This window comes from Trueperaceae bacterium (assembly GCA_036381595.1).
Taxonomy (GTDB): Bacteria; Deinococcota; Deinococci; order Deinococcales; family Trueperaceae; genus DASVCN01.
In genome coordinates this window covers 117,753-143,769 of the sequence record DASVCN010000019.1, presented here as the reverse complement: position 1 = coordinate 143,769, position 26,017 = coordinate 117,753, and the positions used below count along the sequence as shown (strand labels likewise).

Sequence of the window (26,017 nt, the reverse complement as noted above, 5' to 3'; positions counted from 1 at the left end):
CTTCCACGGCATCGATCGTACGCGAGCGGCGAGCGGGAGCCGTCCTACCATCGGAGGAGTGGCCCGCTAGTCGGCAGCTCGCCCTGCCGTCTGCTCCCGGTAGGTCGATTCGAAGATCTTGTCGGCGTTCCCGGCCTCGAATCCCTCGCGTCTCATCTCACGCGTGAGCCGAGGCTTGGGGAGATCCGCGAATCGCGGCAGTGGGCGCCTCTCGGCGAACTCGACGTAGGAGCCGCTTATCTCGTGCACATCGCCGCCCGCGAACTCGCTATCGACGAGCTGAGCGACCGTGGAACTCTGCCGCAAGAGCCCGTCCGAACTCGTCTTCACCTTGCCGCCCGAATCGTTGAGCCGGATCCCGTGACTCTCGACGAAGCGGTTGAAGCTGGGGATCGTGTCTATCTTCTCGGACAGGTTGTGGACCGAGATCGTGAAGTGGTTCAGGTAGTAGCGGTTGTAGATGACCCAGGCTGCGTACTCCGACTCGTTGGCGAGCAGCTGGTAGTCATCCCAACTAGGGAGGCGCCAGAGTGGCCGGTGCAGGAACTCGCCTACCGCCTTGCCGTCATCCAGGTCGAGGTCGTCCACGGGGTCCGTGCTAACTTCGTCGGTGTAGCTCCGGATGGTCTCCTGAACAGGCTCGCTCAGATCGGCAACTCGCAGTTCGCTCACGAAGATCCTGGGGAAGCGGGGCTCCGGTGGGCTGTACCAGAAGGCGTCGAGCTTCTTCACGGGGAAGTGGTAGTGGTCTTCGCGGCGGTAGCCGTAATGGAGCCAGATCTTCTCGAACGACCGGATGCCCAGCTGAGCGACGCCCATAGTGCGGAAGGCGATGTGATCGTTCTCGATGGCCTCCGGTGAGGTTATGTAGCCCTCCTCGGTCAGCGCAGCCAGCACCCGCCCCACGTCGGGCACACGCTGGGTGTAACGATGCATGAGCTCGCTGAGGACCTGTTCGAGTGCTTCCGTTCTAGTAACGCTTCCAGACGCATCTCCAGACATGGTTTCGAGTCTCGCACTCCGGCGGTCGATCTGTCAGTTGCCTCTATCTCCGAACGGCAAAACTGCATAACCCTCACGGCTCGAGCTCTGTACCATGATTCCCGCCGATGGACCGCGCCCCTAGATGATGAACCTCGATCCCCGAACGATCTATCTCACCGGGGCGGCTTTCGTGGCGATAGGCGCTATCCATCTGCTGGTACTCGCCCAGCGTCTTCCGGTGGAGCACAGGCGGAGCGCCAGATCGTGGGCGTTCGGCTGTTTCGCGGCTTCCGCCTCCTGGGCGATCTTCGCTCTCGAGCAGTTCCTTCCCGACCTCGCCACGGTTCTCTTCGGCAACCTGGCCTATCTGGTCGCAGTATTCCATCTCTTCCGGAGCGTCAGGCTTTTCGACGGTCTGCTACCCGGCTGGCACCTCTACTACCTGCTCGTACTCCCGGTCATCACCCTCAACCTGGTGCTCAGGTACGTCGTCGACCTCTTCCCCGCCCGGGTAGCGCTGATGTCGTTGGCCGTCGCCCTGCCCCTTGGCCTGGCTGCCCACCAGCTGCTGCGCGGGCCAAGCGGAGCCGCCCGAAACACCGGCAGGCAGCTGACCGCAGCCTGGCTGCTGGCAAGCTGCGTCATCCTGGTCGTGCGAGCCGCTGCCGCGCTCCTGGGGGTGAACGTCGAGAGCGCCGAAGGGAGTCCTGCTCAAGGTCTCGTGCTCGTCGCCTCGCTCCTATCGGTTACCGCCCTCGTCTTCTCCTACTATCTGCTCTACTTCGACCGCTCCACAACGGAACTGCGCTTCCAGGCCGAGCGTGACCCTCTTACCGGCCTTCTCAACCGGCGAGCGTTCCACTCGAGGGCGGCTCGAGAGATCAGGGACGCGCGAGAACGGCGCAAGCAGCTGTCGTTGCTGCTCATCGACGCCAATCACTTCAAGCTGATAAACGACGAGCAGGGGCACGATGCAGGTGACGAGACGCTGCGGCACATCGCGGCGACCTTGCAGCGCAACCTGCGCCTGGAGGACGTGTCGGCCCGCTTGGGTGGAGACGAGTTCGTGGTGCTGCTCCCAGGCTTGGACGAGTTCCAGGCGCGTACCCTGGCTACCCGCGTGGCCGAGCGGGTAGCCGACGCCAGTTCGAGCAACTACGTGACGAGTGTGAGCATCGGCGTAGCCCAGCTCCGCTCGGGGTCCGATATCGATTTGCTCCTCAAGGAGGCGGACCTCGAACTCTACAGGGAGAAGCGGAAGCGGGACGGCTTGCTTACTGGCGTCCAGGGTCCGATCAGCACGGGTCCACTAGAACTGCGGAGGGGCCAGCGCTAAGCGACGGCGCCCACGAACAGCCGCAGTTCGACATCCTGGCCCTCCGCCAGATTCTCCGCCTTCCTGACGCTAGCCTTCAAGGGAACGACGTAGAGTCCCTCCTTCGGCCAGAGCGAGGTCTCCCACTCGGTACTGCCGACTCGAACCCGTGCGGGGATCATGCCCCAGCCGTAGGTGACGAATCTCGAGGCCGCCTGCAATACCTCGCACTCGTCCGGAGGAACGGTAACGAAGTAGAAGGGGGCCGGGCCGCGCCAGTACCAGATCGTCCCGCTGAAGCTGAGTTCCACCCTGCCCGCCGACTAACCCATCGTCCCGCAGATGCCGGGATCGGAAAGCGGTACCTGTCGCGAGCCGAACATGAACCGGATAGTAGTGAGCCGCCTGACCTCGCGTCAAGCTTCGGGCACCTGGAGGAGAGCCTGGCACGCCTCCTCGCAGTTGCGGCAGGCACGAGCGCAAACCCGGCAGTGCTCCATCGCCGAGTGTTTCTCGCACTCGGCCGCGCAGACGCGGCACGCCGTGACGCAAGCCTGCAACTGAGCCCGTAGCAGTTCGTCGCTCGTCTCCGTCTGCCGCGACGCGAGCCTGCCCGTTGCCTGGCACACATCGGCGCAGTCTAGGTTCTGCCGGATGCACCTGACCATCGCCTGCACGTTCTCCTCTCCCAGGCAGGCGTCCGCGCAGGAGGTGCAGGCCTGGGCGCAGTCGAAGCAGGCTTCGATGGAGGCCTGCACCGCCTCGAGCTCGTTCCTTCCATTGGGGTGGCTAGCCAAGATATCCGCCGTATGCCGCATCCGTTCCTCCCGTCACGGCCACTACACCCGCTGGCGGTCTCACCGACCGTGAGCCGATGCGGGAAGCGAAGGGGCGCGCCGGCCCGTGCTCGGTCCTCTGCGCACACCCCTCCTGTGGGCTCAGGCTTTGAGAAGCGGAGGACGGCGGTCAGCGACCGCTCTTGTCGAAGCCGTCGCGCAAGCCGTCGGAGATCATCTGCAGGCTCAGTGCGGCCAGGGCAAGGAAGATGCCGGGTCCCAACGCCGCCCACGGCTGCCGGGTGAGAAACGATCGAGCGTCCTGGAGGACGTTCCCCCAGCTTGGCGTAGGAAGCGGCACCCCCAGTCCGAGGTAGCTGAGCGAGGCCTCCACCAGCAGGAAGGTGGCGACCGTGCTCCCACCCTGCACCAGCAGTGGTCCCAGGAAGTTCGGCACCACGTACTTGACGAGGAGCCGTTGGCGGGTCGCCCCGAGCGCCTCTCCCGCCACCACATACTCGGCAACCAGACCCTTGTGAGCGTAGGCGCGCGACAGTCTGAAGTAGAGGGGGGACCCGGCGAGGCCGAGCGCGAGGATGGTCTGCAGAGCCCCACCGCCCAGCGCTACGACGGCCAACAGGACCAGGAGGAAGCCAGGGAAAGCGAGCACGGCGTCGAAGAGCCGCACCAGCGACGTCTCCAAGGCACCTCCAGCCTGGGCTGCGAAGACGCCGAGCATCAGGCCCGATACGAGCGCAAGGAGGGTTCCGCCGGTCGCGACCGCCAGCGACACTCGGCCCCCCGCCAAGGCGCGCGTGAGCACGTCGCGGCCCAGTCCGTCCGTTCCCAACGGGTGTTCCAGGGAGGGTGGGGCGTAAAGAGCGCGGTAATCGGGTTCGACCGGATCGTAGGGCATCAGGCCGGGCCCAACGATGGTGGCCAGGGCGATCAACCCGAGAAGCAGGAGGCCCAGGCGCGCTCGTCTCACTGGTACCGGAGCCTGGGGTCTGCGATGAGTTGGCCCAGGTCGGCCAACCAGTTGATGGCCATGTAGATGACCACGGCGAGCACGGTTATCCCCTGGACTACGGGGTAGTCGCGGGCCGAGATGGCGCCGAGGATGGTGAGCCCCAGTCCGGGTAGTCCGAACACCTGCTCGACGACGATGGTTCCGGTGAGGAGGCCGCCGAGCTCCAGGGCGAGCAGCGGGAGCAGCCCCGGCAGGGCGTTCGCTGCCACGTGGCGGACGAGCGCCAGGGACCTCACCCCTTTGCTGCGTGCCGTCCGCACGTAGTCGGAGCGTCGCTCCTCGAGGAGCAGGGCGCGGGACAGACGGGCGAGTTGCGCTGCCCGGGGGATGGCGAGTGTCAGCGCCGGCAGGAAGAGGTAGTAGAGGAAGCTGCCGAACGTGGGATCGGCCGAGTAGCCGATGAGCGGGAACCAGCGCAGTTCCACGGCGAAGAGGAGGATCAGCAGGAAGCCGAGCCAGAACTCGGGCAGCGCCAGCCCCACGGTTGTGTAGCCGAGTATGAGCCGGTCACCCGCGCCGTTCTGCCTGAAGGCGGCCACCACTCCCAGGCCCACACCGACGACGAGCGAGAGAGCGAACGCCATGCTTGCGAGCCTGAGGGTGACGGGCAGGCGTTCGCTGAGGATCCGGCTCACCCCTCTCTGCTCACGGATCGACCGACCCAGATCGCCTCGGGCGAGCGACGCCCAGTAGTCGCCGAACTGCTGCACGAGCGGGCCTGCCAGACCAAGCGACTTGCGGATGAGCTGGATCTCCTCCTGGGAGGCGTCGAGCCCGCCTCGGATGGTGGCGGGATCGCCGGGCAGCGCGCGCACCCCGAAGAACACCAGAGTCAGGACCAGGAAGAGTGTGATGACGAAGCTGATCGTCTGTTGCGTGAGGTAGCCCAGCATCAGGTTCCGGAGGGGGCCGAGCGGTCACGCCGGGCCCCCCGCAGATGTCAGTCGATTCTCACATCCCGGAAATCGAAGGTGTCCAGGAGGGGGGTGATCCAGAACCCCGAAACGTTGGCTCGAGCGGCATAGGTACGGAAAGGCGTGCCGAAGTATATGAACGGCGCCTCCTCGTGCATCAGGGTGAGCACCTGAGCGTAGAGCTCTCGGCGCTCCTCGACGTCGGAGGTGCTGGCCGCCCTGTCCAGCAGCTCCACTACTTCCTCGTTGTCGTAACCGGCGTAGTTGTTGTCGGGGTCGCCGTACCCGTCGAGCCTGCCGGTGGGGTCGAGCTTCCCGGTATGGCCGATGACGGTGATGTCGAAGTCGTGCTGCCCGCCGTAGACCTCGGCCAACCAGACGCCCCATTCGACGATCCTGATCTCGCTCTCGATCCCTACGTCACCCAACATGTCCTGTACTATCTGCCCGGCGGTTATGTGGGTCGGGTAGGGCTGCGGCAACACGATATCGAGCGTGAACTCCTCAGGCACGCCGGCTTCCGCCAGCATCTCCTCGGCCCGCTCGGGATCGTAGGCGAAGTGGCCGATCGAGTCGGGGAGCCAGGGGCTTCCAACCTCCATGAAGGTACCGACCGGCTCGCCGCCACCGTACGCGACGTCGAGCACGACCTGCTTGTCGACCGCGTAGTTGAGCGCCTGACGAACCTGGGGATCGTCGAGGTACTCGCGCCGGTTGTTGATCGTGCCTACGAGGACGAGGCCGGAAGGCTCCCTCACCAGTTCCAGGTCGGGGTTCGACTCGACGGTTCCGTAGTCGGCCGAGGCAACGGTGTCGATGACATCGAACTCGCCGGTGATGAGCCCCTGGAGCTGGACAGCGCTGTCGGGAACGAAACGGATAGTGACGGTTTCGAGGCCGACCGGCCCCTTGTAGTAATCCTCGAAACGATCGAGTCGGAGGAAGCTGTCACGCACCCACTCGTCCAGAACGAACGGACCCGTGCCCACCGGCATGTTGCCGAAGTCGTGCCCACTCGCGACCTTCTCGGAGGGGAGCATCGCGCCCCAGCCGGAGGCGAGGGTGGCGAGAAGAGCGGGCGTGGGCTCGGAGAGGTGGAGCACCACGGTGTTCTCGTCCGGAGTCTCGATCTCGCTGATGGTGGCGAACTCGCTGGCCTTGGGAGAGCCCGTAGCCGGGTCGGCGATCCGTTCGATACTGGCCTTCACGTCCGCACTGTCGAAGCTCGTGCCATCGTGAAAGGTCGCGTCGGTGAGGTGGAAGGTCACTGTAGATCCATCCTCGGCGACTTCCCACGACTCGGCCAGGGCGGCTACGATCTCCCCGTCGGGGGCTACCTCGACGAGCGTGTCGTAGAGCGACTTCGTGGACTGGAACGATGAAGTGGCGGCCGTGACCTGTGGATCGAGCGTTTCGGGTTGAGCCGCTGCGGCCAGGGTGAGTTCCTGAGCCAGACCCACGCCGCAGAGTGCGGCCGAGACGAGGAGCGAGAGGAGGAGTCCGACGGGTCTTTTCATGCCAATTCCCCTTTCGGTGTGCGAATCCTATCGATCGCAGTTGCCTTGCCGCCATCGAGCTGAATCAGTACCGCTCCCAGTTCGACCGGTCCGCTCGCCAGTTTCCCCGCCTTCCGGCTGGGCAACCGAGTCCTGATGACATCCAGGAAGAGTTCAGGATCGTACCCCTGCATGCCCCCGCTGGGACCGGTCATCCCGACGTCCGTAACGAAGGCGGTCCCGCCCGGCAGGACACGACTGTCGAGGGTCGCCACGTGAGTATGGGTGCCCACTACTGCCGCGACGCGGCCGGCGAACGACCAGGCGAAGATCTGCTTCTCGCTGACCGACTCACCATGGAAGTCGACCAACACGGCGTCGGTGTCGCCGTTCCAGTCGTCGAGCTGGCGTTCGAGGACGTCGTGAGGTTGATCGACGTAAGCGAGGGCGGTCCTGCTCGCGAGGTTCACCACGCCCAGCCGCGATCCGTTCTTCTCGAGGACGGCCGCTCCTCTGCCGGGAGCCCTGGGTCCATAGTTGAGCGGGCGCAGCACCCGCGGGTCGCAGTGGACGGCCTCGGCCGCAGGACCGTCCCAGGAGTGATTCCCGCCGGTGACGAGGTCTACTCCGGTTCCGAAGAGGCGGTTGATGTCCTCGCTCGCCATTCCGCATCCGGAGACGGGGTTCGTGCCTGTGATGGAGAGATTCTCCGCGTTCGCGACGATGAAATCGGGGGCGTAGCGGGCACGCAGGTGCGGGAGATGCTCCTCGAGGAACTCGAGTCCGCTCGCACCGACGATATCTCCGATGAAAAGGATCTTCACGTCAACCTCGCAGTCAGGAGGGCGAAGGGGGCCGTTCGGGAGGTTGCCTCGCCCTGTTTGTGGTTGGAGGCACCATACCACTCCGAGGCCACCGGAACGGCCTCCTCGAGAGGCCAGGAGATCTGCGGCTCGCTCTCACTGGTATTCGGTTCCACTGCCGGGTCGGCCGCCTCAGTCGTCGCCTAGCGTGAAGTAGAAGGCAGCCCCTTTCCCCGGTTCGCCCTCTGCCCAGATCTTGCCGCCGTGGCGTTCGATCACCCGCTGTACGGTCGCCAGACCGATGCCGGTCCCCTCGAACTCGTGCTGCGCATGGAGCCGCTGGAACGGCAGGAACAGTTTGTGGGCGAACTGGCCTTCGAAGCCGGCGCCGGTGTCGCGCACGAAGTAGCGGTGTTGGCCATCGACCTCCTCGACCCCGAACTCGATCGTCGGTTCGTGAGCCTTGCGGGTGAACTTCCAGGCGTTACCCAGCAGGTTCTCGAGGACGACACGGAGCATGTCAGAGTCACCCGAGGCCGTCACTCCCGGTTCGATCCGAACATCCACCACCCGGTCGGGCTCCTCCTGGCGGAGCCGTTCGATGGTTTCTCTGGCCTTGCGGGTGAGGTTGAGCGGTACTCGCTTCAGTTCTGAACGTTGCAAGCGGGAGAGGCTGAGCAACGAGTCGATGATGCTGCCGATACGGGAAGCGCCGGCTCGAACCCGTTCGAGGTAGCTGAGGGCGGTCTCGTCGAGCTGGTGACCGTAGTCCTCCTGCAACACCTGAGTGAACCCGTCAATACCCCTGAGTGGCGCCCGCAAATCGTGCGAAACGCTGTAGGTGAACGACTCCAACTCGTCGTTGAGCCGCATCAGTTCGGCATTGAGCGAGCTGAGTCTTCTCGTGCGCTCCTCGACCCGCCTTTCGGTCTCGTCGTGCGCCCGGGCCAGCTCTTTCAGAGCCAACTTGTGCTCGGTGACGTCCACGGCATGAGCGAAGATGCCCGTTACCTCCTCGTTCGGTCCGAAGAGGGGCGTGTATACGAAGTCGAGATACCGTTCGACCGGTTCAGCGTCCGGCTCCGGCTGGAGCGGCACCCGGATCCCTCGGCCCACATACGCCTCCCCGCTCGCGTAGACGTTGTCGAGTAGTTCGAAGAACCCCTCGTCCGCAAGTTCGGGGAACGCCTCTCGCGCCGTCTTGCCCAGCAGCTCGCGGTGGCCCACCAGCTGTCGGTAGATCGGGTTGGCCATCTCGAAGCGGTGCTCCGGCCCACTCAGTGTGGCAATCGCGGCCGGCGCCTTATCGAAGACCCGCATCAGTCGGGCTCTCTCGGTCTCCAGCGCCCGGGCGAGTTCCCGCTTCTCCTTCTCGGCCTTGTGGCTCTCGGTGAGGTCCCTGAAGAAGGCGGCTACCTCCAGGTCCTCCGGCTCGCCGACCCGGAACGCGTGCACCTCCCACCAACGATCGACAGCGGCCGACCCCTCCTGCAAGCGCACCGGTCCACCGGTGAGTGCCACACGACCGTATAGCTCGATCCAGTGCGACTCGAGGTCGGGTACCAGCTCCAGGCCCGTCTTCCCGTCGGCGTTCGCGAGTCCCGTGAACTCCTCGAAGCGCGGATTCGTCTCCAGGAAAAGGTAGTCGACCGGCCTCCCCTCGTCGTCAAGCAGGACCCGACACCTGAAGAAAGCCATATCGCACTCGGTCAGTACCTGCCGGTAGATCTCCAGCAGGTCCGGCCGTTCGGCATTGCCCCCCCGCCACTCGGAGATACCCGCTCCCGTTCGCTGTTGCCCCTCGACGTCTCTGTCCACTGGTGTTCCTCATCATAGTCCCGACGGGAGCATGGGTGAGTAGGCCGACACCAGCATCAGCTCATCCGCGTAACCACTCTCGCCGGCCTGGGTGGCCACGTCCACCCCTCGGGCGGCGCCGGGGCGGCGACGGAAGGACTCGGTTCGCAGGCAGGTAGACTGCCTCGTCATGAAGCAGTTCCACCGCCGCGTCGATCCCGACGGCAACCCCTACCTCGAAACCGATCTTCCGGGTCTGGTGCTCACCCGTCTCCCCCTGCTCAACAAGGGCACCGCGTTCAGCGAGGAGGAGCGGCAGGAGTTCAGCCTCTCCGGCCTCTTCCCGGCGCACGTGTCCACCCTCGATGAGCAGGTCGAGCGTGCATACGGCAACTTCCGTGATTCCCATACCGACCTGGGGCGCCACATCTTCCTGAGGATGCTGCAGGACCGGAACGAGATCCTCTTCTACGCTCTCCTCGAACGGCACCTCGAGGAGATGCTGCCGATCATCTACACACCAACGGTGGCGCTCGCGGTCCAGCAGTTCAGCCGCATCTACCGTTTCCCTCGCGGCCTGGTGGTGAGCACGAGGAACATAGACCGCATCGACCAGTTGCTAGGGCACCTCCCGATCCCCGACGTCCGCTTGCTCGTGGCCACGGATTCCGAGGGGATCCTGGGCATCGGTGATCAGGGCTTCGGCGGGATGGCTATCTGCATCGGCAAACTGTCGATCTACACGGCCGCCGCTGGGATCGATCCGGCGACGACGCTGCCCGTCGAACTGGACGTGGGGACGAACCGCCAGGACCTCCTCGACGACCCGCTCTACCTGGGTGTGAGGCACGAACGGCTTACGGGTCAGGCCTACGACGATTTCGTTGGACGTTTCGTCGAGGCGCTGCGGCGTCGCTTCCCGCACGCCCTGCTGCAATGGGAGGACTTCAGCAAGCAGAAGGCGTTCGACGTCCTCGACCGCTACAAGGCGGTCCTTCCCTCCTTCAACGACGATATCGAAGGAACCGGCGCGGTCGTGCTCGCCGGTCTCCTTGCGGCCGGCCGGAGGAGCCAGCAACCGCTGTCTCGCCAGGTGGTGTTGATCCACGGCGCCGGTGCGGGCGGTATCGGGGTCGCCAGACAGATTGCAGCGGGCATGCGGCGCGAGGGCCTCGACGAGAGAGAGGCCCGTGAGAGGATATTCGTCATCGATTCGAAGGGCCTGATCATGACCGATCGCCCGGGCCTCGAGCCTTACAAGCTCGAGTTCGCCCACGAACCCGCGAGGGTGGCGGGCTGGCGGGTGGATGGAAGGATACCGACCCTGCTGGAGACCGTAGTCGAGGGCAAGGTGACGGTCCTCGTGGGCCTTTCCGGCCAACGAGGCGCCTTCGACCGCGAGGTCGTGACGGCGGTCGATCGCAACACGCCCTACCCGGTCGTGTTCGCCCTGTCGAATCCCACCGCCAACAGCGAAGCGGTACCGGAAGACGTCTACGAGTGGACCGCCGGGCGGGCCGTAGTCGCCACTGGCAGCCCTTTCCCCGAGGTCCTCTACGGCGGTAGCCGGCACCCTATCGGACAGGGCAATAACGCCTTCATCTTCCCGGGCCTGGGCCTGGCGGCGCTCCTGGGCGCGGTGCGAAGGGTGACCCAGGGGATGATCACCGCGGCAGCGCTCGCACTGTCCGAGTACGTCGACGCGGGCAGGTTGAGCCAGGGCGCCGTCTACCCGCGGATCGACAAGCTGGCGAGCGCCAGCAAGCGGGTGGCCACGGCTGTCCTCGAGGCCGCCAGGGAGGAGGGCGTCGTCGAACGGGAGCTGCCGGCAGGGGGTCTGGAGGAGTTCGTCGAGTCCCATCTGTGGCGCCCCCGCTACCTCCCTATCCGCCGCCGCCCCAACGGTTGAACCGTAGGCAGAGATTGAGCGTTCGCTCCTGTATCTGTGTGCCTCCCGCCTGGTAGAATCCCAGCTCAGCAGACCCGAACTCATCGACTCTTTCTTGTCGGGCGGAATTCAGCAGGGGCAGGGACGCTCTATGGCTCTATCCGATGGCGGTTCGCCGGCCGTCACTCCTGATCTGCGGACGGACGGGGTACGCGCTCAGTCGATACGCACCCCCGACCAGCGGTTGCGCGTGTTCGTCAGCTCCACGCTCGAAGAGCTCGCGGCAGAACGGCGTGCCGTACAGAAGGGGATTTCGAACCTCAGACTCGCGCCCGTGCTCTTCGAACTGGGCGCCAGACCCCACCCGCCGCGCGAGCTCTACCGCGCGTACCTCGAGCAGAGCCACATCTTCATCGGCATCTACTGGCAGCGTTACGGCTGGGTGGCGCCGAACATGGAGATCTCGGGGCTGGAGGACGAGTACCGCTCGAGCGGCGATCGCCCCAAGCTGATCTACGTAAAGGTGCCGGCACAGCGTGAAGCCGAGCTGGAGCGGTTGCTGGATACCATTCGGCTCGACGGCAACGCCTCCTACAAACCGTTCAACGATGCGGAGGAACTCCAGGAGCTGGTGGAGAACGACCTGGCCCTCCTCCTCACCGAACGCTTCGAACAGATGGGAGCCCCATCGGATACGGAAGTCGACCAGCAGCGCCACGAGCTGCCGCGGCCGCCTACGCCCCTGGTGGGCCGGTCGGCGCAGGTACACGATGTAAGGCGGCTGCTGCTCTCCGACGACGTGCGGCTGGTGACGCTATGCGGGCCCGGCGGCATCGGCAAGACGAGGCTGGGCCTGGCCGTCGCCGAAGGGCTGACGGAGGAGTTCGCCGATGGCGTCTACTTCGTGCCGCTCGCGCCTATTCGCGACCACAACTTCGTCGCCGGCGCCATCGCCCAGGCGTTGGGCCTGGCCGCGGGCAGTGGCAGCCCGGCGCTGGACAGCATCAAGGGGTTCCTGAGGAACAAGCGGGCGTTGCTGCTGCTCGACAACTTCGAGCAGGTGCTCGACGCGGCGCCCCTCGTCGCCGAGCTGCTGAGCTCCGCGAGCGGGCTGAAGGTGCTGGTCACCAGCCGCTCGGTGCTCCGCCTCTCCTCCGAGCACGAGTTCGCCGTGCCCACCCTCGAGCTCCCTGACCGCGACGAGCCGGCCGAGACGGCGACTGGCAGCGAAGCCGTCACGCTCTTCTACAGGCGGGCGAGGTCGGTAGCCCCCGATTTCGATCAGCGGGGGCAGGATGTTGCCGTGGTCGCCGAGATCTGCCGGCGACTCGACGGCCTTCCGCTCGCCATCGAACTGGCAGCGTCTCGCGCCAAGTTCCTCCCGCCCAAGACACTCCTGAAGAAGCTCGATCGGCGTCTCGATCTGCTCACCGGTGGTCCCCGGGACCTGCCGGACCGGCAGCAGACCATCAGGCACACGCTCGACTGGAGCTACGACCTCCTGGACGGGAACGAACGGTTGGTGTTCGCGCGGCTCGGACTCTTCGTCGGCAGCTTCACGCTCGAGGCGGCAGAGGCGGTGAACGACGACCTCGAGGGGGTGGAGATCGTCGAGGTGCTCTTCTCCCTGGCCGACAAGAGCCTGCTAAGGCATCAGCTGAACGAGGATGAACCGCGTTTCTACCTGCTCGAAACGGTACGTGAGTACGCCCAGGAGTTGTGGCGCACCTCCGCCGAAGCGCAGCAGCTACGTCGCAAGCACGCCAACTACTACCTGCAACTGACCGAGAAAGCAGCCCCCGAACTGAGGGGCCTCGAGCAGCCGCAGTGGCTCGAGACCCTCTCGCGTGAGCATCCCAACCTGCGCGCGGCATTGAGGCGTTCTCTGACCGACGGTGAGTACGCACTGGTGGTGAGGATGGGCTCCAATCTGTGGCCCTACTGGTGGATCCGCGGGCACCAGAACGAGGGGCGGCACTGGCTGGAGAGCGTGCTCGAGGCGGATCACGGGTTGAGCGAGTCGCAACTGGCCGACGCGAACTTCGTCGCTGGCGCGATGGCTCTGGTGCAGGGCGAGTACCAGGCGTCGCGCGAGCGGGCCCGGACATCGGTCGAGTTGAGTCGCAAGGTGGGCGACAGGCACACGGAGGCGACGGCGCTCCTGGGCCTCGGCCTCGTCGCCCTCTACTCGGGGGATCTGAGCGAAGCGGCAACGACGTTCGACGAGGCCTACCGCCTCTATCGCGAACTCGAGGACTGGTGGGGTCAGGCGCACGTACTGCACTACCTGTGGCGGCTGGCGGCCTTCCAGGGCCGAGCGGCCGAGGAGATCGACAAGCTCGACAGGAGTGCCGCGCTCTTCCGCCGACATGGGGACAGGAGCGCCCTCGTCCTCATCCTCCACAACCTGGCGATGGCGGCCCTGGCGGGCGGGGATGGGGAACGGGCCTACTCGCTGCTCGATGAGGCGGTCCGCTACTCGGAGGAGCTTCGCAACAAGTGGTACCTGGCATGCTGCCTGGAGGGGTTGGCCTGCCTTGCTATCGACCGCGGGCGGCTGGAGGAGGGCGCAACGCTCCTCGGCGCAGCCGAAGCACTACGCGATCTGGTTCATGCGCCAATGAGCCCCGCCGAGGAGACGCTCTACGCCGGCCATCTGCGGCGGCTCGGGAACGGGCTGGACGCCACGGTGATCGAGGCGCGGCGCCGCGAAGGCTCGAGGCTGAGCCCCGAGGGGGTCGCAACCTTGGCGAGGTCTCTGCAGAACGAACGGGCTGCGCGACCGCCGGCTCGCGGCGACGATGCGGTAGGAGCGGGAACCGACGGGGTGCCGTAGGAGCTGGAACCGACGGGGAGCCGTAGGAGCGGGGACTAACGGAGCGCGCTAGGAGCGGGACCGACGGAGTGGCGTAGGAGCGGGGACTAAGGTCCCGGAGACAGCATGCTAGCATCCGGGCATGCGGCTCCTCGCAGTGATCGCGTTGCTGAGCCTTCTGGCGGCTTGCAAGCCCCCGGAGAGTGCGGCGGCGAGCGCGACGGGTGAGGCGACCAAGGCGGGCGTGACGGTCGAGTTGACCATCGACGGCGAAGCGACCGTGGGAGCGGCACCGGTGAGAGTGACCGTGGAACGTGACGGCGCCGGTGTAACGGGTGCGTCAGTGGAAGTGATCGGCGAGATGACTCACGCCGGCATGGTGCCGGTCGTAACCCAGGCTTCGGAGGTCGAACCGGGCCTCTACGTCAGTGACGAGTTCGGGTTCAACATGGCGGGCGACTGGATCGTTAGCGCCCAGGTTTCCCTCGAGAACGGCGAAGAGTTGCGTGCAGCCCGGGCGCTGAGCGTGGAGCAAAGGTGAACTCATCGAACCGGGCGAGGGGTTGACGGTGCGGTTGAACGTCCTGAGCGGCTCGCGGGCCTGGCAGGCCGGAGCGCTCGTCTACCTCGTCATGGTGCTGACCTCCGGTCTCCTCGCTGCCCCCTGGGTGGCGGCCGGACTGGAGTTCGGTCACTGGCATCCGGACGATCAACCTGCCCATGTCCACCAGTTGACCGGCGTGATGGCGGGTGCGATAACCGCTGCCCTGGTAGCCGTCGAGGCAACCTTCACAGCACCAACGAAGTCGATCGCCCGGCCCCTAGCGGCACACGACGAAAGCGTGCTGCACGCCGCTCGTGGCATCAGGGCACCGCCTTCGCCCAGCTGAACAGCAGAACGGCCCACGACCCTGAACCCGGATCGCCCCGCGAGCCGTCGACCGGCCCCACAGGGACGATACGGTAACGTCCACCGATCCAAGGAATCTACCCGCCTAGCGCCCGAAGGCCACACCATGGACACCTTCCTGAAGGCACTCCTCTACATAGGCACCGTCGTCGCCATCGGCGCCGGAGTGTTCAGGTGGTTCGTGGCCCCGGAGTCGCTACGACCAGAAGTATCGGGCCGGCTCCGCACCGGTCTCGTAGTCGGCTGCGCCCTCGTCCTCGTCGCGAGCCCACTGCAGATCGTCGTGACCATCTCGAACCTGCTGGGCCGTTTCGATCCGTCCCTAGGGACCGAATACCTGGTGGCGACCCGCCACGGCGTAGCCACCCTCGCCAGGTTCGTGGCTATCGCCCTGCTGATCGCAGCGACCTTACTGCCGTTCGGCCGAACGGCAGGACGGTCGTTCTTCACCGTTTCGGCCCTGCTACTGCTCGCCACTTTCAGCTGGACCAGTCACGCGGTGGCCGTGGCCGGAACCCTCCCACTGGTCGCCGACCTCCTGCACTTCGCTGCCGCGGCAGGCTGGGCGGGCGCCGTGCTGTACGCAGCCTGGATGCCGTTCTGGGAACGCCCCGGCACTCCGCAGGTCGTTGCCCTGAACAGGGTTTCTAGCATCGGTGCGACCGCTGTGATGGTGCTGTTCGCGACCGGCCTCTACACCGCGCTGCTGCACGTCTCCTCGCCGCAGATATTGGCCTCGAGCCCGTACGGTCGCGTGCTGAGCGTCAAGAACCTCCTGGTACTCCTGATAGTCGCAGTCGCCGCCGTCAACCGCTGGTGGTTCCTGCCCAGGATCAGGCGCGGGCAAGCTGGACCCAGCTTCCGGCGTCTCTTCAGAGCTGAGGCCATGCTGCTGCTCGCCGTACTAGCCGTCACCGGGCTGCTCACAACCAGCGCCTTGCCTCACGAACCCGGGGTCCCCCCGGATCCGTTGGAAAGCCTCCGCAACTTCTTGCCAGATAGGGGAACGAATTGAAAGCACATACTATCCTCATAGCGCTCGCGCTCCTGCTCTTCGCTTCGCAGGCGCTCGCTCACGAAACCCAGACGATCGGCGCTCCCGGCGAGGAGTACGACGTCATCGTCGGCTTCTCCACCGAGCCGCCGTTCACCGACGAGCGCAACGGGCTCAGCCTGACGGTAAGGAGATCCGGCGAAGGCGAGCCTGTCGAGAACCTGCAGAACAGTCTCTCGGCCCAACTGATCGGACCTGACGGACAAGCGACTCTCGAGCTGGAACTGCGTCCCCGGCACGGTCAACCGGGCTCGTACACGGACGACTTCGTGCTCACCCAACCGGGCGTCTACACTCTTCGGCTCAGCGGTTTCATCGGCACCGCCGAGGTCGACCTCACCTTCGAACTGCATGAGGTGCGGCCGTTGGACGAACTCAGGTTCCCGTGATGCGCCTCGGTGAACACGGCTTCCGATGGCCCCGGCCGCTCATCGCCTTGACCGTGCTACTGCTCCTGCCGCTGGCTGCGGCTCACGCAGACCTGCTCGCGGCAGAGCCGGCCGACCGCACCGTGGTCCGATCGGCGACCACGGAAGCCTCCCTCCGGTTCAGCGAGCCCGTCGAGGTGACCTTCAGCAGGTTCGAGCTCTACAGGTTGGCGGAGGAAGCTCCGCCGGGAGAGCCCAGCGAACGGGAGTGGCAGAGGCTCAGCGGCCTGGCCGCTGTCTTGCTTACCGAAGGCGGGAGTGAATTGCGATCCGCTGAAGCGCGCGTGGAGACGACGATCTCGACGGGCGAGCGTCGCAGCGACTCGATCACCATCACCTGGGAAGAGCCGCTCGAACCCGGAGTCTACGTTCTCGCCTGGCGCGCGCTCTCTATCGACACCCACATCGTCCAGGGTTTCGTTACCTTCGTCGTGGCACCCGATGAGTGACGCGGGTAAGGATGGGTGACGGTTTGATAGGCAGAAGGATCTCCCCAGGACGAACGGCGGCACCAGCGGTAGGCACGGAACTCCCGGTCTACAAGCCGATCACCGATCAACCGCGGGGCTTCGACCTGCTGCGCCTCCCCGGAGTGCGGCGCTTCATCCGCTGGCGTTACGCGCGACTGGTCTTCCAGGTGCCGTTGCTGCTGCTGGCGCTCTTCGTCATCGTCGACGGCTTCACCGGCCGGCAACTGGCGCCCCGGAACGTCGCAACCACCAGCGTCTGGCTCCACTACCGCGGACTGGTGGTCATCGCTCTGGCGCTCGTGGGGAACGCCTTCTGCGCGTCGTGCCCGCTGATGCTCACCCGCGGCTTCTCCCGTCGCCTGGAGCGGCTCCTGCCTAGCAAACTCGCCTGGCCGCGGGTGCTCAAGAACAAGTACCTCGTCCTGCTGCTGCTTCTCCTCTTCTTCTACTCGTACGAGGCGTTCGACCTGTGGGCCAGTCCGTGGCTCACCGCCTGGTTGGCGCTCGGCTACTTCGGTGCGGCCCTGGCGGTCGACACGCTCTTCCCCGCCGGCACCTTCTGCCGCTGGGTCTGTCCCCTCGGGAACTTCAACTTCGCTCTCTCGTCGGTGTCACCGGCCCAGATAACCGCGGTGGATCACGACCTGTGCCGGCAGTGCGAGCACAAGCCGTGCCTCCACGGCAGGGAGAGCTACGCCGATCCTGCTCAGGCGAGCGGCGAGTTCGCTTTCGTGCCGCTGGCCGACGTCGTTCATGTCAACGGTTCGGGCCGTTTCCCAGGGTGCGAGACAGATCTCTTCGCTCCGACGGTGCAGTCGAACATGGATTGCACGAACTGCTTCAACTGCGTGCGCGCCTGTCCCTACGACAACGTGGCGCTCACCCTCCGGTCTCCCGCTCGTGAGGTGACGCGTGCGCCGTTGACGCGGCGGGGCGGCCTGGCCGTGTCGCTGGTAGGTGTGCTGCTGGCATTCTTCGGCCTGCTCAACGCCGCGGCGATGGTCGCCCCCTTCCACGGAGCCGCCAACTGGATCGCCGGGCTGCTGAGCGTGGAGAGCGAGCAGACACTGCTCGCGCTGCTCTTCCTGATCGTGGCAGCAGTGGGTGCCGCAGTGACGACTGGGACGGCGCTGTTGGCCGACCTAGCCGGCGGTGGACGCGCCGAGCCGGTCCGCGCACTCGAACGCTGGGGCTACGTCCCCGCAGTCCTCGCCTTCGGCTTCTGGGCCTCGCACTACCTCTTCCACTTCCTCACCGGGGCGCTCTCGATCGTGCCGGTATTCGAGCACTTCTTCGCCTTCCGGGGCCTGCCCGTCGACCCGAACTGGCGACTGGCGCAACTCGTGCCCACCCGCTACCTGTTCACCATCACCGCGGCCGTAACCAGCGCCTACACGCTTCTCGCCCTCTTCGTCGCCGGGCGCATCGCCCTGCGCGACTTCGGTCGCCGTGGCGTCGTCGCCATGTGGCCGATCCTCCTCTATACCCTCGCCTTCGCCGCGCTGGGCCTGTGGCTCCTCGCCCAGCCGATGGAGATGCGCGGGACGATCCTGGGACCGAGCCTGTGAGACGGGGCCGAGCGACCGCGCTCGCGCCGCGAGCGGTTACGATGGCTTGCGGCGTCTCCCGCCCGGCTGCGCCCGGCCGATCGGATCGTCTGACCATGTCGAGGCCCCTGCTCACCCTCCGCACGCTGCTGCTGACTTTGCCCCTGTTGCTGACTGGCGGGGCTGCGGCCCACGCCACCATCGTCTTCGGTACGGTCACACCCCAGCCGAATCCACCCCGTCCGGACTCGGAGTTCGCCTTGCGGCTCGAGCTGGTGGACCCGTCGTCCATCCCGATCGAAGATGCCTTCGTCCTCGCCGAGTTCCAGCGAGCCGGTGAACTTGTCTCGAGCGTCCGTTTCGAGGAGGTGGAGCCGGCCGGCAACTACCGGGCAAGAGTGCGGTTGCCCGAGGCGGGAACCTACCTGCTCACCATGCGCGACCAGACGTTCCGGCAGGAGGAGGCCGTCACTACGGTCGAGCTTCCGGTCGGCACCGCTGAACCGGTCGAGCCCATCGAGTTCGTCTTCCCCCCGACTGCCGTAGGCGGTAGTCTCACCACGTGGCTCGTGTGGCTGATCGGCGTGCCACTCGTTGCCGGACTGGTCGTCACCCTGCTGGTTCTGCGGTCCGGGCCCACCGAAGGGGCCGCTCCGAAGGAGAGAGAATGAAGCTCGATTCCCGAAACCTCACCACCATCACCCTCGTCATACTGGCTGTTCTCATCCTCGGTTACATCATCTTCAGCCAGTTAGGGCCCGGCGGCGACGATTCGGCACCCGCCGGCAGCGCGGACTTCCGCATCTCCGAACAGCCGCTTCTCGGTGACCCTGACGCTCCGGTCACCATCGTCAGCTTCGAGGATTTCAAGTGCCCGGTGTGCCAGCGCTTCGAGCAGACGGTGGTGCCGCAGATCGAGGAGGAGTTGATCGAAACTGGCCGCGCCAACCTGGTGTTCATCAACTTCCCGTTCCTGGGACCCGACTCGACGACCGCGGCGATCGCCGGCGAGTGCGTCTACAACCAGAGCGAGGAGCTCTTCTGGGACTACAAGACGATACTGTTCCGCGCTCAGGGGCCGGAGAGCCAGCAGTGGGCGACGCCTGAACGTCTCGTGCAGCTGGCCGGCGAATACGTTCCCGACATAGACGTCGATGAACTCGAGGAGTGCCTCGAGGAGGAACGCTACGAGGACGAGGTCGCACAGGACCGGCAGACGGCGCAAGCCTCCGGTGCAACCGGTACCCCCACCGTCTTCGTCGACGGTGAGAAGCTCGCCGACTGGAGTTATGCCGCCATCGAACGTGCGGTGGCAGAGGCGGCTCCGGAGCAGTCACAGTAGGTGATCCGCGAGATCGGCCTCTACCTTGCCTGGCTGGTGACGCTGGTCGCCACCGGAGGCAGCCTCTACTTCAGCGAGGTGGCGGGGTTCGTCCCCTGCACCCTCTGCTGGTATCAGAGGATACTCATGTACCCGCAGACGATCGTGCTGGGCATAGGCGCCTACCGCAGGGACACCGATCTCGTGGTCTACTTGTTGCCCGTCAATCTGCTGGGCATGGGGATAGCCCTCTTCCACTACCTGGAGCAGAAGGTTCCGGGGTTCGGGGCGCCAGCGGTCTGCCGGCAGGGGGTGCCGTGCAGCGTCGAGTACATCAACTGGCTGGGCTTCATAACCATCCCGCTGCTCTCCCTCACCGCCTTCACCCTGGTGGCGCTGCTGCTGATCGGGCTCTGGCGATCACGCGAGGTCCGCAGCGATCCGGCCGCCGGCTACACGGCGTGAAGTGGTAGCCGGCGAAACGCTCCGTCGCCGTTACCCACTCCTCCTGCCCGCGACTACTCGCTGTAGGCGATAGTGCTGAGCAGTGCGTTCTCGGCCTGACGAGAGTCGAGGCGGGTGTGCTGTACCACTATCGGCACGGTCGACTCGATCACGCTGGCGAAGGGCGTTTCGCGGGGGATCGTTTCGGGGTCGTCCAGCTCGTTGAAGCGCAGGTGGACCGTTCGCCGCGGTGCCAGCGTCAACACGTAAGGCCCGGCCGGTTCGCGGTCGGTGAAGTAGACCGTCAACTCCACTCTGGCCTCCTCGCTCGAGGTGTTGAGCAGGCACACGGTCTCGTGGCTGGTGAAGGCCGGCTCGGGCCCGTTGCTCCAGCCGGGGATGTACCCCTCGGCGATCGCCCAGCGTCTCTTGCCCATGGTGATGCTCATCCCCGGAGTATCCCGCCCGTCACGACTTCGCTCAGTAGGTTGGCTCTCGGAAGGATCGCTCGTTTCGCGTACGCTTGCTTAGGTGAGCGACGACGTGGGGTCGAACGGGGGACGGGCCAGGAGCAGATGGACCTGGCTCGTCCCCATCGGCCTGCTCGCTGTTCTGGTGGGCCTCTACTTCGTCGCCCCCGGTTACCGGGAGTTCGTGGATCGGGCCTATCGCCTCATCAGTTCGGGCGAGAGCGAGCGGCTTCGCGACTGGGTGCAGGGGTTCGGTTTCTGGGGGCCATTGCTCATCTTCGTGATGATGCTGGCGCAAACGCTGCTGGCGTTCATCCCCTCGCTCCTGCTGCTGGTGGTGGCGGTGCTCGCCTACGGCCCGCTCTGGGGTTTCCTGCTAGCCTGGGCCGGCCTGCTGCTGGCGGCGGTCATGGCGTACTTCATCGGCCGCGCCCTGGGACCAGTCACCGTTGCCAGACTCATCGGGCGTGAGGCCGAGAAGAGGATCGGTTCGTACGTCGAACGTTACGGGATGTGGGGGATAATCGCGGCCCGGATCTCGCCCGTCCTGTCGAACGACGCCGTGAGCTTCGCCGCCGGACTGCTCAGGATGAACTTCTTCCGCTTCGCCCTGGCAACCAGCCTCGGCATACTGCCCCTGACCGCCCTGGTCGCGTTCCTGGGCGAGGACATCGACCGGCTCAAGTCCGCTCTCATATGGATCTCGGTCGTGAGCCTCTTCGCCTTCGTCTTGTGGGTTGTCTACGACCAGCGGCGACGTCGGGCTCACTAGCGGCCAGCGCCCCGGCGGCCAGACGCAACGCCGCGACCCAGCGCCCAGTCGCTCCACTCAGGGAAGAGCGGTGGCTGCAGCAGCTCCCCCTCCTGCAGTTCGTAGACCCCCACGCCCAGCAGGCGCACCGGCTGTTCCAACTCCAACTTCTCGAAGAGGATGTGATGGGCGACCTCGAGGATCTGCCCGGCTGATCTGACGGGCAGCGGCAGCAGCAGCTGTCGGGTCACGACGCTGTGGTCCGAGTACTTCACCTTGAGAACGACGCCGCGCCCCATCAGGCCGGCTCGCTCCAGGCGCCGCGCCACCCCCTGAGCCAACGGTGGGAGCTCCTCGGCGAGCTCCGTGAGCGTTGCGATGTCGAGTTCGAATGTCTCCTCGCTGGATACGCTCTTGCGCACCGAGTTGGGATCGACCGGCCGGTCGTCCATGCCGCGCGCCAGACGGTAGTAGTGGGCGCCCACCTTGCCGAACTTCTCGAGAAGGAACTCCTCGCTCTGCTTACGCAGGTCGCTGCCGTCGTGGATCCCGAGTTCATGCATCTTCTGGCTGGTCCGTGGACCCACGCCGTGGATCCGCTCTACCGGCAGTCGCGCCAGCACCCTCTCGGCATCGTCGGGCGTCAGCACTGTTAAGCCGTCCGGTTTCTGCCAGCCGGAGGCCAGCTTGGCGAGGAACTTGCAGTAGCTCACTCCAGCGCTCACGGTCAGCCTCGTCTCGCGTACGATGTCGGCCTTGATCCGGCGAGCTATCAACGTCCCACTCGGGGGTCCGATCTTCGGATCGCTCACGTCCAGGTAGGCCTCGTCGATGCTCACCGGTTCGACGAGCTCGGTGTAACGCCCGAATATCTCGCGGATCGCTTCGCCGGCCTCCCGGTACGCGTCGAAACGGGGCGGCACGAAGACCAGTTCTGGACAGCGCTCGCGAGCCATCCGCGACGGCATCGCCGAACCCACGCCGAACTTCCGGGCCTCGTAACTCGCGGTGAGTACCACGCCTCGTGCGCTCTCGGCGCCCACGGCGACCGGTCGCCTACGCAACTTGGGGTCGTCGCGCTGCTCGATGGCGGCGAAGAAGGCATCGGCATCGATGTGCAGGATGCGGCGCATCGTCCCATTATCGCCGGCCCCCTCCGCCAGCGATCTACTTCGGGTTGCGTCCGCTGCCCGAGAGTTCAGCCTAGGTGCGGTGGATCCGAAGCGACGAGGAGCGCCTCGACGATTCGTTCGAGGCCTTCCCCGTCTTCTACACCGAACCGGCTTCTGTTCGGGCTGTCGATGTCGAGCACTCCCAGGAGGCGGTCGCCGGCGAGCATCGGGACGACTATCTCCGAGCGCGAGACGGCGTCGCAAGCGATGTGCCCCGGGAACGCCTCGACGTCGGGCACGATCAGGGTCCGGCGCTGCGCGGCGCTCGTGCCGCAGACCCCCTTGCCCACCGCGATCCGCACGCACGCGACCTTCCCCTGGAACGGCCCGAGCACCAGCTCGCGACCGCGCAGGAGGTAGAAGCCGCACCAGTTGATGTCGGGCAGGAACTGGTAGAGGAGCGCGCTCAGGTTCGCGGAGTTGGCGATGAAGTCCCTCTCGCCCACGAACAGACTCCTGCTCATCCGCAGCAGCTCGTCATAGCCGGGTGGGGCCGAGCGCTCGGCGAGGAGGGCGAACTCTGCTTCGTTCACGTCGTTACGTTACCCCGCCTCGGCCTGGCGGGTTCGCAGCGGCACGCCCTGAATGAAAGGCAGATTAAGGTGTCACTGATAGATTGATACAACTGTTTCTTGGCGCCCCGAAACGGACCGGCTATTCTTATTCGCACAGGGGCAGCAGCATCGCCCCAGGGAGGAGGCCGGCACGGGGGCGCCGGCCTTTTCTCGTTGTAGATGGGAGGGAAGGCGGCTTGATCCTTCCGCTGCTGCTGTCATCCTTCGCGGCCGGCTTGATCGCGACCGCCGTGATGGTCTTCTTCCTCTACCTCCCGAGGGCCTGGCAGGGCGCCACCTACGACGTCATGGGCGCTTTGGGCTCGGCGATGACCGGCCGCGAGAACGGCCAGAGCCGATTCATGGGAACCACCACCTACTTCCTCGTCGGCATCCTCATCGCGCTCCTCTACGGCTGGATCGTCCTGGCGCTGCTGGAGGACCCGCCCGTGATGGGTCCTAGTTGGCCGGTGTTCCCCGGGGCGCCGGTCCACATCGACCTACTCTTCCCGCTCCTCGGCGCCCTGATAGGTTTCGTCCACGGGCTCGTAGTCGCTCTACTCGTGGCTGTGATAGTCATCGAGCACCACCCGATCGTCAGCTACCGGGAGAAGGTTCGCCTCATCCCCTCGCAAGTGCTCGGGCACGTGGTCTACGGCGCCACGGTCATGTTCTTCCATCACCAGTTCCTGCAACTCCTGCTGTCGCTTCGCAGTTGAACCATCAACGCCTGACTGCTATATCGTGATCACCGATGGCGGTTCGATTCGCCCCGATGTCCCCCTCGCACTGGCCGCGAGTGAGCACGATCTACGCCGAGGGGATCGCTACCGGCCAGGCCACTTTCCAGACCGAGATTCCGTCCTGGGAGGAGTGGGACGCTTCCCATCTCGCTGCGTGCAGGCTGGTGCTGTTCGAGGACGACGTGACGGTCGGCTGGGCAGCCCTCTCACCTGTATCGAGACGCTACGTCTATCGCGGTGTCGCCGAAGTGAGCATCTACGTCGCCGGGAACGCCCGTGGGCGCGGTTTGGGTAGTCAACTCCTCGAGGCGCTGGTGAGGGGTTCCGAGGAGGCGGGTGTGTGGACCCTCCAGGCCGGCATCTTCCCCGAGAACACCGCCAGTTTGAGACTGCATCGGAGTTGCGGGTTCCGGGTGGTCGGTACTCGCGAGCGATTGGGCGAGTTGCGTGGGGTTTGGCGCGACGTGCTGCTGCTCGAACGGCGGAGCGCCGTCAGCGGCTGCTGAAGAGGCCCACCGGCTCGACCCAGAAGTCGTCCTTGGGCTCCAACGCCGTTCCCCTGTAACGCTCGCGCGCCGAGACCAGGGTCACCTTCAACCGCACCCGGCCGCGGCGCCTCAGCTCCTCGCCGTACACGGCCTCGGCGAGCCAGATCCGCTCGGCCTCGAGTTCAGGTTCGGGCAGATCGCGGTACCACACGCGCCGGCCGCCGTCCCACCGATAACCGCGCGCTTTCAAGAGGTCCTTCGTCTCGAAGGGACTTCCTAGCGCCCAAAGTCTGGCATCGACCCTCCGCGCGCTCTCGAGGAGCGAACCGAGGGCCGTCCGGCCGTCCCCCAGCCAGTCGGTCGCCAGCACATGGACTCCAACCTGGCAATCGACCTCAGCCCGGTGCCCGTCGAAGAACACACCGCTGCGGTAGGCGATGTACTCGAGCTTGCGGCCCCGCACGCCCAGGCGCCCCCAGGGGACCTCACGCTGGCTGCAGGCCCACGGGAGAGGCTCGAGACCGGGGAACGTCTTCTCGAAGAAGGGTCGGTCGAAGTCCGCGTTGTGGGCGATCACCAGCGAGGTGCCGGTCAGGAAGGAGGCGACCGCGGCCGCGTCGATGCTCTTGCCCTTCAACTCCTCGTCGGTGATGCCGGTGAGGGCGGTGATGAAGGGGGGTAAGGGCCGCCCCGGGTCCTGCAGGCCAACGAACGCCTCCTCCACTGCGAAGACGCGACCGTCGGGCGAGTACTCGAACGGCACCATCGCCAGCTCGATGATCTTTTCGGTCCGCGTGTCCGTGCCGGTCGTTTCCACGTCCAGGAACACGCCACGGAGCAGGTCCGTCGCCTCGTCCTCGCAGTAGCGGCCGGGGCATGAGAACCTGCGCAGGACGCGGTACTCGCCGGACGCCTCCAGGGTTTCGGCGCAGTCTTCGAGGTTCTCGCTCATCGGTGCCGGTCTCCCGTGTCTCCCCCTTCGCCAACATAACAGGCCGGCCGCGAGCCGCACGACTCTCGGGAAGCAATAGCCGCTCGCCGCTCACCTCGCCTTCGGAACGAAAGCGTGGCTTCGGGTCGAAAAGCGCCTGTGGATAACCTTGTGGAGAACGACGACGATCTCTCTGCCGTTCCTTTCGATCCGTAACCCGCCGCGTGGGTGGCCCCCTGTATATGCAATCGCCACTGAATGTATATTCAGTCGGGCTGCATATGGCAATGCGCGACAGACGGGCCGGCATAACCGCGCACGGGGTAGGCCGCCCGGCGTCGGTGACCGGTGGTTCGCCGAGTCACCGGAAGCAGCGACGCTCGGACTGGGTGCCGCTATTCAGGAGGAGATGATCAGGCAGAAGAGAGCGCCGGCTCCTAGGGGAACCGGCGCTTCGGTCGTTCGGCTTTCAGGGACGGTCGTTCAGACCGACGGGTGAGCTTGCGTCTCCCGTATCACGAGGCCATCCACGCAGTGCATCAGCTCGTCGTGGAACCGGGCCAGCACTACTTCCGGCTCGTCCGACTTGAGGGCGACAACGTCGCCGACGTAGATGAGGGCGTCGGGATCGACCAGCAACCGCTCGCCGCGACGAAGATCGAGCGAAGGCACGTCCTTGGCCAGGATGAAACGACGCGGCGCCAGGCGAGGGGCCCGGTTGGTGGGCGCGCTCATCTGCTGGTGATGCCCTTTACGGGTCAGGGCCACCGCTGCTGCTACGCCGGCGGCCAGAAAGAACAGTGAGAAGTTCTGGGGGCGCATGCCCACAAGCGTAAGGGGCGTCGCCCCCTGCTGTTGGGAAGAAATTTGCATTGTCGGGGCCCGCGCTCAGGGCCCCCACGCCATCGAAAAGGGG

29 protein-coding genes are annotated in these 26,017 nt (G+C 65.8%); 15 read left to right on the top strand and 14 right to left on the bottom strand.

The annotated features are described in order from the left end of the window. Positions 1–66: 66 nt before the first annotated feature. The gene (locus VF168_05000) at positions 67–1,002 is read right to left on the bottom strand and encodes a DUF1338 domain-containing protein (protein HEX7003522.1); all 936 of its coding nucleotides are present in this window, start codon (positions 1,000–1,002) and stop codon (positions 67–69) included. A 124-nt stretch (positions 1,003–1,126) separates the two neighbouring features. Here VF168_05000 and VF168_04995 point away from each other — a divergent pair, with 124 nt between their 5' ends. After that, positions 1,127–2,320 carry a GGDEF domain-containing protein gene (locus VF168_04995; protein HEX7003521.1) on the top strand — a complete coding sequence of 398 codons (1,194 nt, stop codon included), beginning with the start codon at positions 1,127–1,129 and terminating at the stop codon, positions 2,318–2,320. On the opposite strand, the gene VF168_04990 is transcribed toward VF168_04995, so the two are convergent. The 8 genes from VF168_04990 to VF168_04955 all read right to left on the bottom strand — a co-directional run bounded on the left by VF168_04990 (position 2,317) and on the right by VF168_04955 (position 9,307). Then, entirely contained in the window at positions 2,317–2,610 is a 294-nt protein-coding gene (locus VF168_04990) for a DUF1905 domain-containing protein (GenBank protein HEX7003520.1), read from the bottom strand. The genes VF168_04995 and VF168_04990 overlap by 4 nt on opposite strands. Before the next feature lie 105 nt (positions 2,611–2,715). Beyond that, positions 2,716–3,117: a four-helix bundle copper-binding protein gene (locus VF168_04985; protein HEX7003519.1), complete on the bottom strand. Its 402-nt coding sequence runs from the start codon at positions 3,115–3,117 to the stop codon at positions 2,716–2,718. Between the two features lie 148 nt (positions 3,118–3,265). After that, entirely contained in the window at positions 3,266–4,063 is a 798-nt protein-coding gene (locus tag VF168_04980; GenBank protein ID HEX7003518.1) for an ABC transporter permease, read from the bottom strand. After that, positions 4,060–4,998, bottom strand: coding sequence for an ABC transporter permease (locus VF168_04975; GenBank protein ID HEX7003517.1), 939 nt, complete (start codon positions 4,996–4,998; stop codon positions 4,060–4,062). The genes VF168_04980 and VF168_04975 overlap by 4 nt, the downstream gene beginning before the upstream one ends. 47 nt (positions 4,999–5,045) lie before the next feature. After that, entirely contained in the window at positions 5,046–6,536 is a 1,491-nt protein-coding gene (locus VF168_04970; GenBank protein HEX7003516.1) for an ABC transporter substrate-binding protein, read from the bottom strand. After that, positions 6,533–7,339, bottom strand: a complete 807-nt coding sequence (locus VF168_04965) for a TIGR00282 family metallophosphoesterase (GenBank protein ID HEX7003515.1) — start codon at positions 7,337–7,339, stop codon at positions 6,533–6,535. Before VF168_04965 ends, VF168_04970 begins: the two co-directional genes overlap by 4 nt. 171 nt (positions 7,340–7,510) lie before the next feature. Continuing rightward, positions 7,511–9,136 carry an ATP-binding protein gene (locus VF168_04960; GenBank protein HEX7003514.1) on the bottom strand — a complete coding sequence of 542 codons (1,626 nt, stop codon included), beginning with the start codon at positions 9,134–9,136 and terminating at the stop codon, positions 7,511–7,513. Between the two features lie 12 nt (positions 9,137–9,148). Next, positions 9,149–9,307: a hypothetical protein gene (locus tag VF168_04955; protein HEX7003513.1), complete on the bottom strand. Its 159-nt coding sequence runs from the start codon at positions 9,305–9,307 to the stop codon at positions 9,149–9,151. Here VF168_04955 and VF168_04950 point away from each other — a divergent pair. From VF168_04950 to VF168_04900, 11 genes are all read left to right on the top strand, one after another. Then, entirely contained in the window at positions 9,306–11,024 is a 1,719-nt protein-coding gene (locus VF168_04950; GenBank protein ID HEX7003512.1) for an NAD-dependent malic enzyme, read from the top strand. The genes VF168_04955 and VF168_04950 overlap by 2 nt on opposite strands. 94 nt (positions 11,025–11,118) lie before the next feature. Beyond that, positions 11,119–13,839, top strand: coding sequence for a DUF4062 domain-containing protein (locus VF168_04945; GenBank protein ID HEX7003511.1), 2,721 nt, complete (start codon positions 11,119–11,121; stop codon positions 13,837–13,839). A 121-nt stretch (positions 13,840–13,960) separates the two neighbouring features. Beyond that, a complete protein-coding gene (locus VF168_04940) occupies positions 13,961–14,359 on the top strand; it encodes a FixH family protein (GenBank protein HEX7003510.1) in 399 nt (132 codons plus the stop codon). Positions 14,360–14,387: 28 nt separating this feature from the next. Then, positions 14,388–14,708: a hypothetical protein gene (locus tag VF168_04935; GenBank protein ID HEX7003509.1), complete on the top strand. Its 321-nt coding sequence runs from the start codon at positions 14,388–14,390 to the stop codon at positions 14,706–14,708. 126 nt (positions 14,709–14,834) lie between these two features. Next, positions 14,835–15,743 (top strand): CopD family protein, encoded by a 909-nt coding sequence (locus tag VF168_04930; GenBank protein ID HEX7003508.1) that lies wholly within the window; start codon positions 14,835–14,837, stop codon positions 15,741–15,743. Further along, positions 15,740–16,171 (top strand): hypothetical protein, encoded by a 432-nt coding sequence (locus VF168_04925; GenBank protein ID HEX7003507.1) that lies wholly within the window; start codon positions 15,740–15,742, stop codon positions 16,169–16,171. The genes VF168_04930 and VF168_04925 overlap by 4 nt, the downstream gene beginning before the upstream one ends. Beyond that, positions 16,171–16,659, top strand: coding sequence for a copper resistance CopC family protein (locus VF168_04920; protein ID HEX7003506.1), 489 nt, complete (start codon positions 16,171–16,173; stop codon positions 16,657–16,659). The genes VF168_04925 and VF168_04920 overlap by 1 nt, the downstream gene beginning before the upstream one ends. Positions 16,660–16,670: 11 nt before the next feature. After that, the gene (locus tag VF168_04915) at positions 16,671–18,248 is read left to right on the top strand and encodes a hypothetical protein (protein ID HEX7003505.1); all 1,578 of its coding nucleotides are present in this window, start codon (positions 16,671–16,673) and stop codon (positions 18,246–18,248) included. 95 nt (positions 18,249–18,343) lie between these two features. Beyond that, positions 18,344–18,898 carry a hypothetical protein gene (locus VF168_04910; GenBank protein ID HEX7003504.1) on the top strand — a complete coding sequence of 185 codons (555 nt, stop codon included), beginning with the start codon at positions 18,344–18,346 and terminating at the stop codon, positions 18,896–18,898. Further along, the gene (locus tag VF168_04905) at positions 18,895–19,569 is read left to right on the top strand and encodes a thioredoxin domain-containing protein (protein HEX7003503.1); all 675 of its coding nucleotides are present in this window, start codon (positions 18,895–18,897) and stop codon (positions 19,567–19,569) included. Before VF168_04910 ends, VF168_04905 begins: the two co-directional genes overlap by 4 nt. Further along, the gene (locus VF168_04900; protein ID HEX7003502.1) at positions 19,570–20,013 is read left to right on the top strand and encodes a disulfide oxidoreductase; all 444 of its coding nucleotides are present in this window, start codon (positions 19,570–19,572) and stop codon (positions 20,011–20,013) included. 53 nt (positions 20,014–20,066) lie between these two features. Here VF168_04900 and VF168_04895 read toward each other — a convergent pair whose 3' ends face one another. After that, positions 20,067–20,441, bottom strand: a complete 375-nt coding sequence (locus VF168_04895) for a sensory rhodopsin transducer (protein HEX7003501.1) — start codon at positions 20,439–20,441, stop codon at positions 20,067–20,069. An 82-nt stretch (positions 20,442–20,523) separates the two neighbouring features. Here VF168_04895 and VF168_04890 point away from each other — a divergent pair, with 82 nt between their 5' ends. After that, positions 20,524–21,234 (top strand): TVP38/TMEM64 family protein, encoded by a 711-nt coding sequence (locus VF168_04890; protein HEX7003500.1) that lies wholly within the window; start codon positions 20,524–20,526, stop codon positions 21,232–21,234. On the opposite strand, the gene dinB is transcribed toward VF168_04890, so the two are convergent. Beyond that, positions 21,231–22,346: a DNA polymerase IV gene (dinB, locus tag VF168_04885; protein ID HEX7003499.1), complete on the bottom strand. Its 1,116-nt coding sequence runs from the start codon at positions 22,344–22,346 to the stop codon at positions 21,231–21,233. The two genes, VF168_04890 and dinB, sit on opposite strands and share 4 nt — an antisense overlap. Before the next feature lie 65 nt (positions 22,347–22,411). Further along, positions 22,412–22,918 (bottom strand): GAF domain-containing protein, encoded by a 507-nt coding sequence (locus VF168_04880; GenBank protein HEX7003498.1) that lies wholly within the window; start codon positions 22,916–22,918, stop codon positions 22,412–22,414. Between the two features lie 218 nt (positions 22,919–23,136). Between VF168_04880 and VF168_04875 the strand changes: the two genes are divergently transcribed. Together VF168_04875 and VF168_04870 are read left to right on the top strand one after the other, a co-directional pair. Beyond that, the gene (locus VF168_04875) at positions 23,137–23,658 is read left to right on the top strand and encodes a hypothetical protein (protein HEX7003497.1); all 522 of its coding nucleotides are present in this window, start codon (positions 23,137–23,139) and stop codon (positions 23,656–23,658) included. 35 nt (positions 23,659–23,693) lie between these two features. Continuing rightward, positions 23,694–24,188 (top strand): GNAT family N-acetyltransferase, encoded by a 495-nt coding sequence (locus tag VF168_04870; protein ID HEX7003496.1) that lies wholly within the window; start codon positions 23,694–23,696, stop codon positions 24,186–24,188. Here the strand turns inward: VF168_04870 and VF168_04865 are convergent. Beyond that, the gene (locus VF168_04865; protein HEX7003495.1) at positions 24,175–25,122 is read right to left on the bottom strand and encodes a 3'-5' exonuclease; all 948 of its coding nucleotides are present in this window, start codon (positions 25,120–25,122) and stop codon (positions 24,175–24,177) included. The two genes, VF168_04870 and VF168_04865, sit on opposite strands and share 14 nt — an antisense overlap. Positions 25,123–25,584: 462 nt before the next feature. Then, positions 25,585–25,923 (bottom strand): hypothetical protein, encoded by a 339-nt coding sequence (locus tag VF168_04860; GenBank protein ID HEX7003494.1) that lies wholly within the window; start codon positions 25,921–25,923, stop codon positions 25,585–25,587. Positions 25,924–26,017: the final 94 nt, after the last annotated feature.

What these genes read in the sequence shown, in the direction of transcription:
- VF168_05000 (HEX7003522.1), bottom strand. Translation starts at nt 1,002, where the DNA reads ATGTCTGGAGATGCGTCTGGAAGCGTTACTAGAACGGAAGCACTCGAA.
- VF168_04995 (HEX7003521.1), top strand. Translation starts at nt 1,127, where the DNA reads ATGATGAACCTCGATCCCCGAACGATCTATCTCACCGGGGCGGCTTTC.
- VF168_04985 (HEX7003519.1), bottom strand. Translation starts at nt 3,117, where the DNA reads ATGCGGCATACGGCGGATATCTTGGCTAGCCACCCCAATGGAAGGAAC.
- VF168_04975 (HEX7003517.1), bottom strand. Translation starts at nt 4,998, where the DNA reads ATGCTGGGCTACCTCACGCAACAGACGATCAGCTTCGTCATCACACTC.
- VF168_04970 (HEX7003516.1), bottom strand. Translation starts at nt 6,536, where the DNA reads ATGAAAAGACCCGTCGGACTCCTCCTCTCGCTCCTCGTCTCGGCCGCA.
- VF168_04950 (HEX7003512.1), top strand. Translation starts at nt 9,306, where the DNA reads ATGAAGCAGTTCCACCGCCGCGTCGATCCCGACGGCAACCCCTACCTC.
- VF168_04955 (HEX7003513.1), bottom strand. Translation starts at nt 9,307, where the DNA reads ATGACGAGGCAGTCTACCTGCCTGCGAACCGAGTCCTTCCGTCGCCGC.
- VF168_04940 (HEX7003510.1), top strand. Translation starts at nt 13,961, where the DNA reads ATGCGGCTCCTCGCAGTGATCGCGTTGCTGAGCCTTCTGGCGGCTTGC.
- VF168_04930 (HEX7003508.1), top strand. Translation starts at nt 14,835, where the DNA reads ATGGACACCTTCCTGAAGGCACTCCTCTACATAGGCACCGTCGTCGCC.
- VF168_04920 (HEX7003506.1), top strand. Translation starts at nt 16,171, where the DNA reads ATGCGCCTCGGTGAACACGGCTTCCGATGGCCCCGGCCGCTCATCGCC.
- VF168_04915 (HEX7003505.1), top strand. Translation starts at nt 16,671, where the DNA reads ATGGGTGACGGTTTGATAGGCAGAAGGATCTCCCCAGGACGAACGGCG.
- VF168_04910 (HEX7003504.1), top strand. Translation starts at nt 18,344, where the DNA reads ATGTCGAGGCCCCTGCTCACCCTCCGCACGCTGCTGCTGACTTTGCCC.
- VF168_04905 (HEX7003503.1), top strand. Translation starts at nt 18,895, where the DNA reads ATGAAGCTCGATTCCCGAAACCTCACCACCATCACCCTCGTCATACTG.
- VF168_04895 (HEX7003501.1), bottom strand. Translation starts at nt 20,441, where the DNA reads ATGAGCATCACCATGGGCAAGAGACGCTGGGCGATCGCCGAGGGGTAC.
- dinB (HEX7003499.1), bottom strand. Translation starts at nt 22,346, where the DNA reads ATGCGCCGCATCCTGCACATCGATGCCGATGCCTTCTTCGCCGCCATC.
- VF168_04870 (HEX7003496.1), top strand. Translation starts at nt 23,694, where the DNA reads ATGGCGGTTCGATTCGCCCCGATGTCCCCCTCGCACTGGCCGCGAGTG.
- VF168_04865 (HEX7003495.1), bottom strand. Translation starts at nt 25,122, where the DNA reads ATGAGCGAGAACCTCGAAGACTGCGCCGAAACCCTGGAGGCGTCCGGC.
- VF168_04860 (HEX7003494.1), bottom strand. Translation starts at nt 25,923, where the DNA reads ATGCGCCCCCAGAACTTCTCACTGTTCTTTCTGGCCGCCGGCGTAGCA.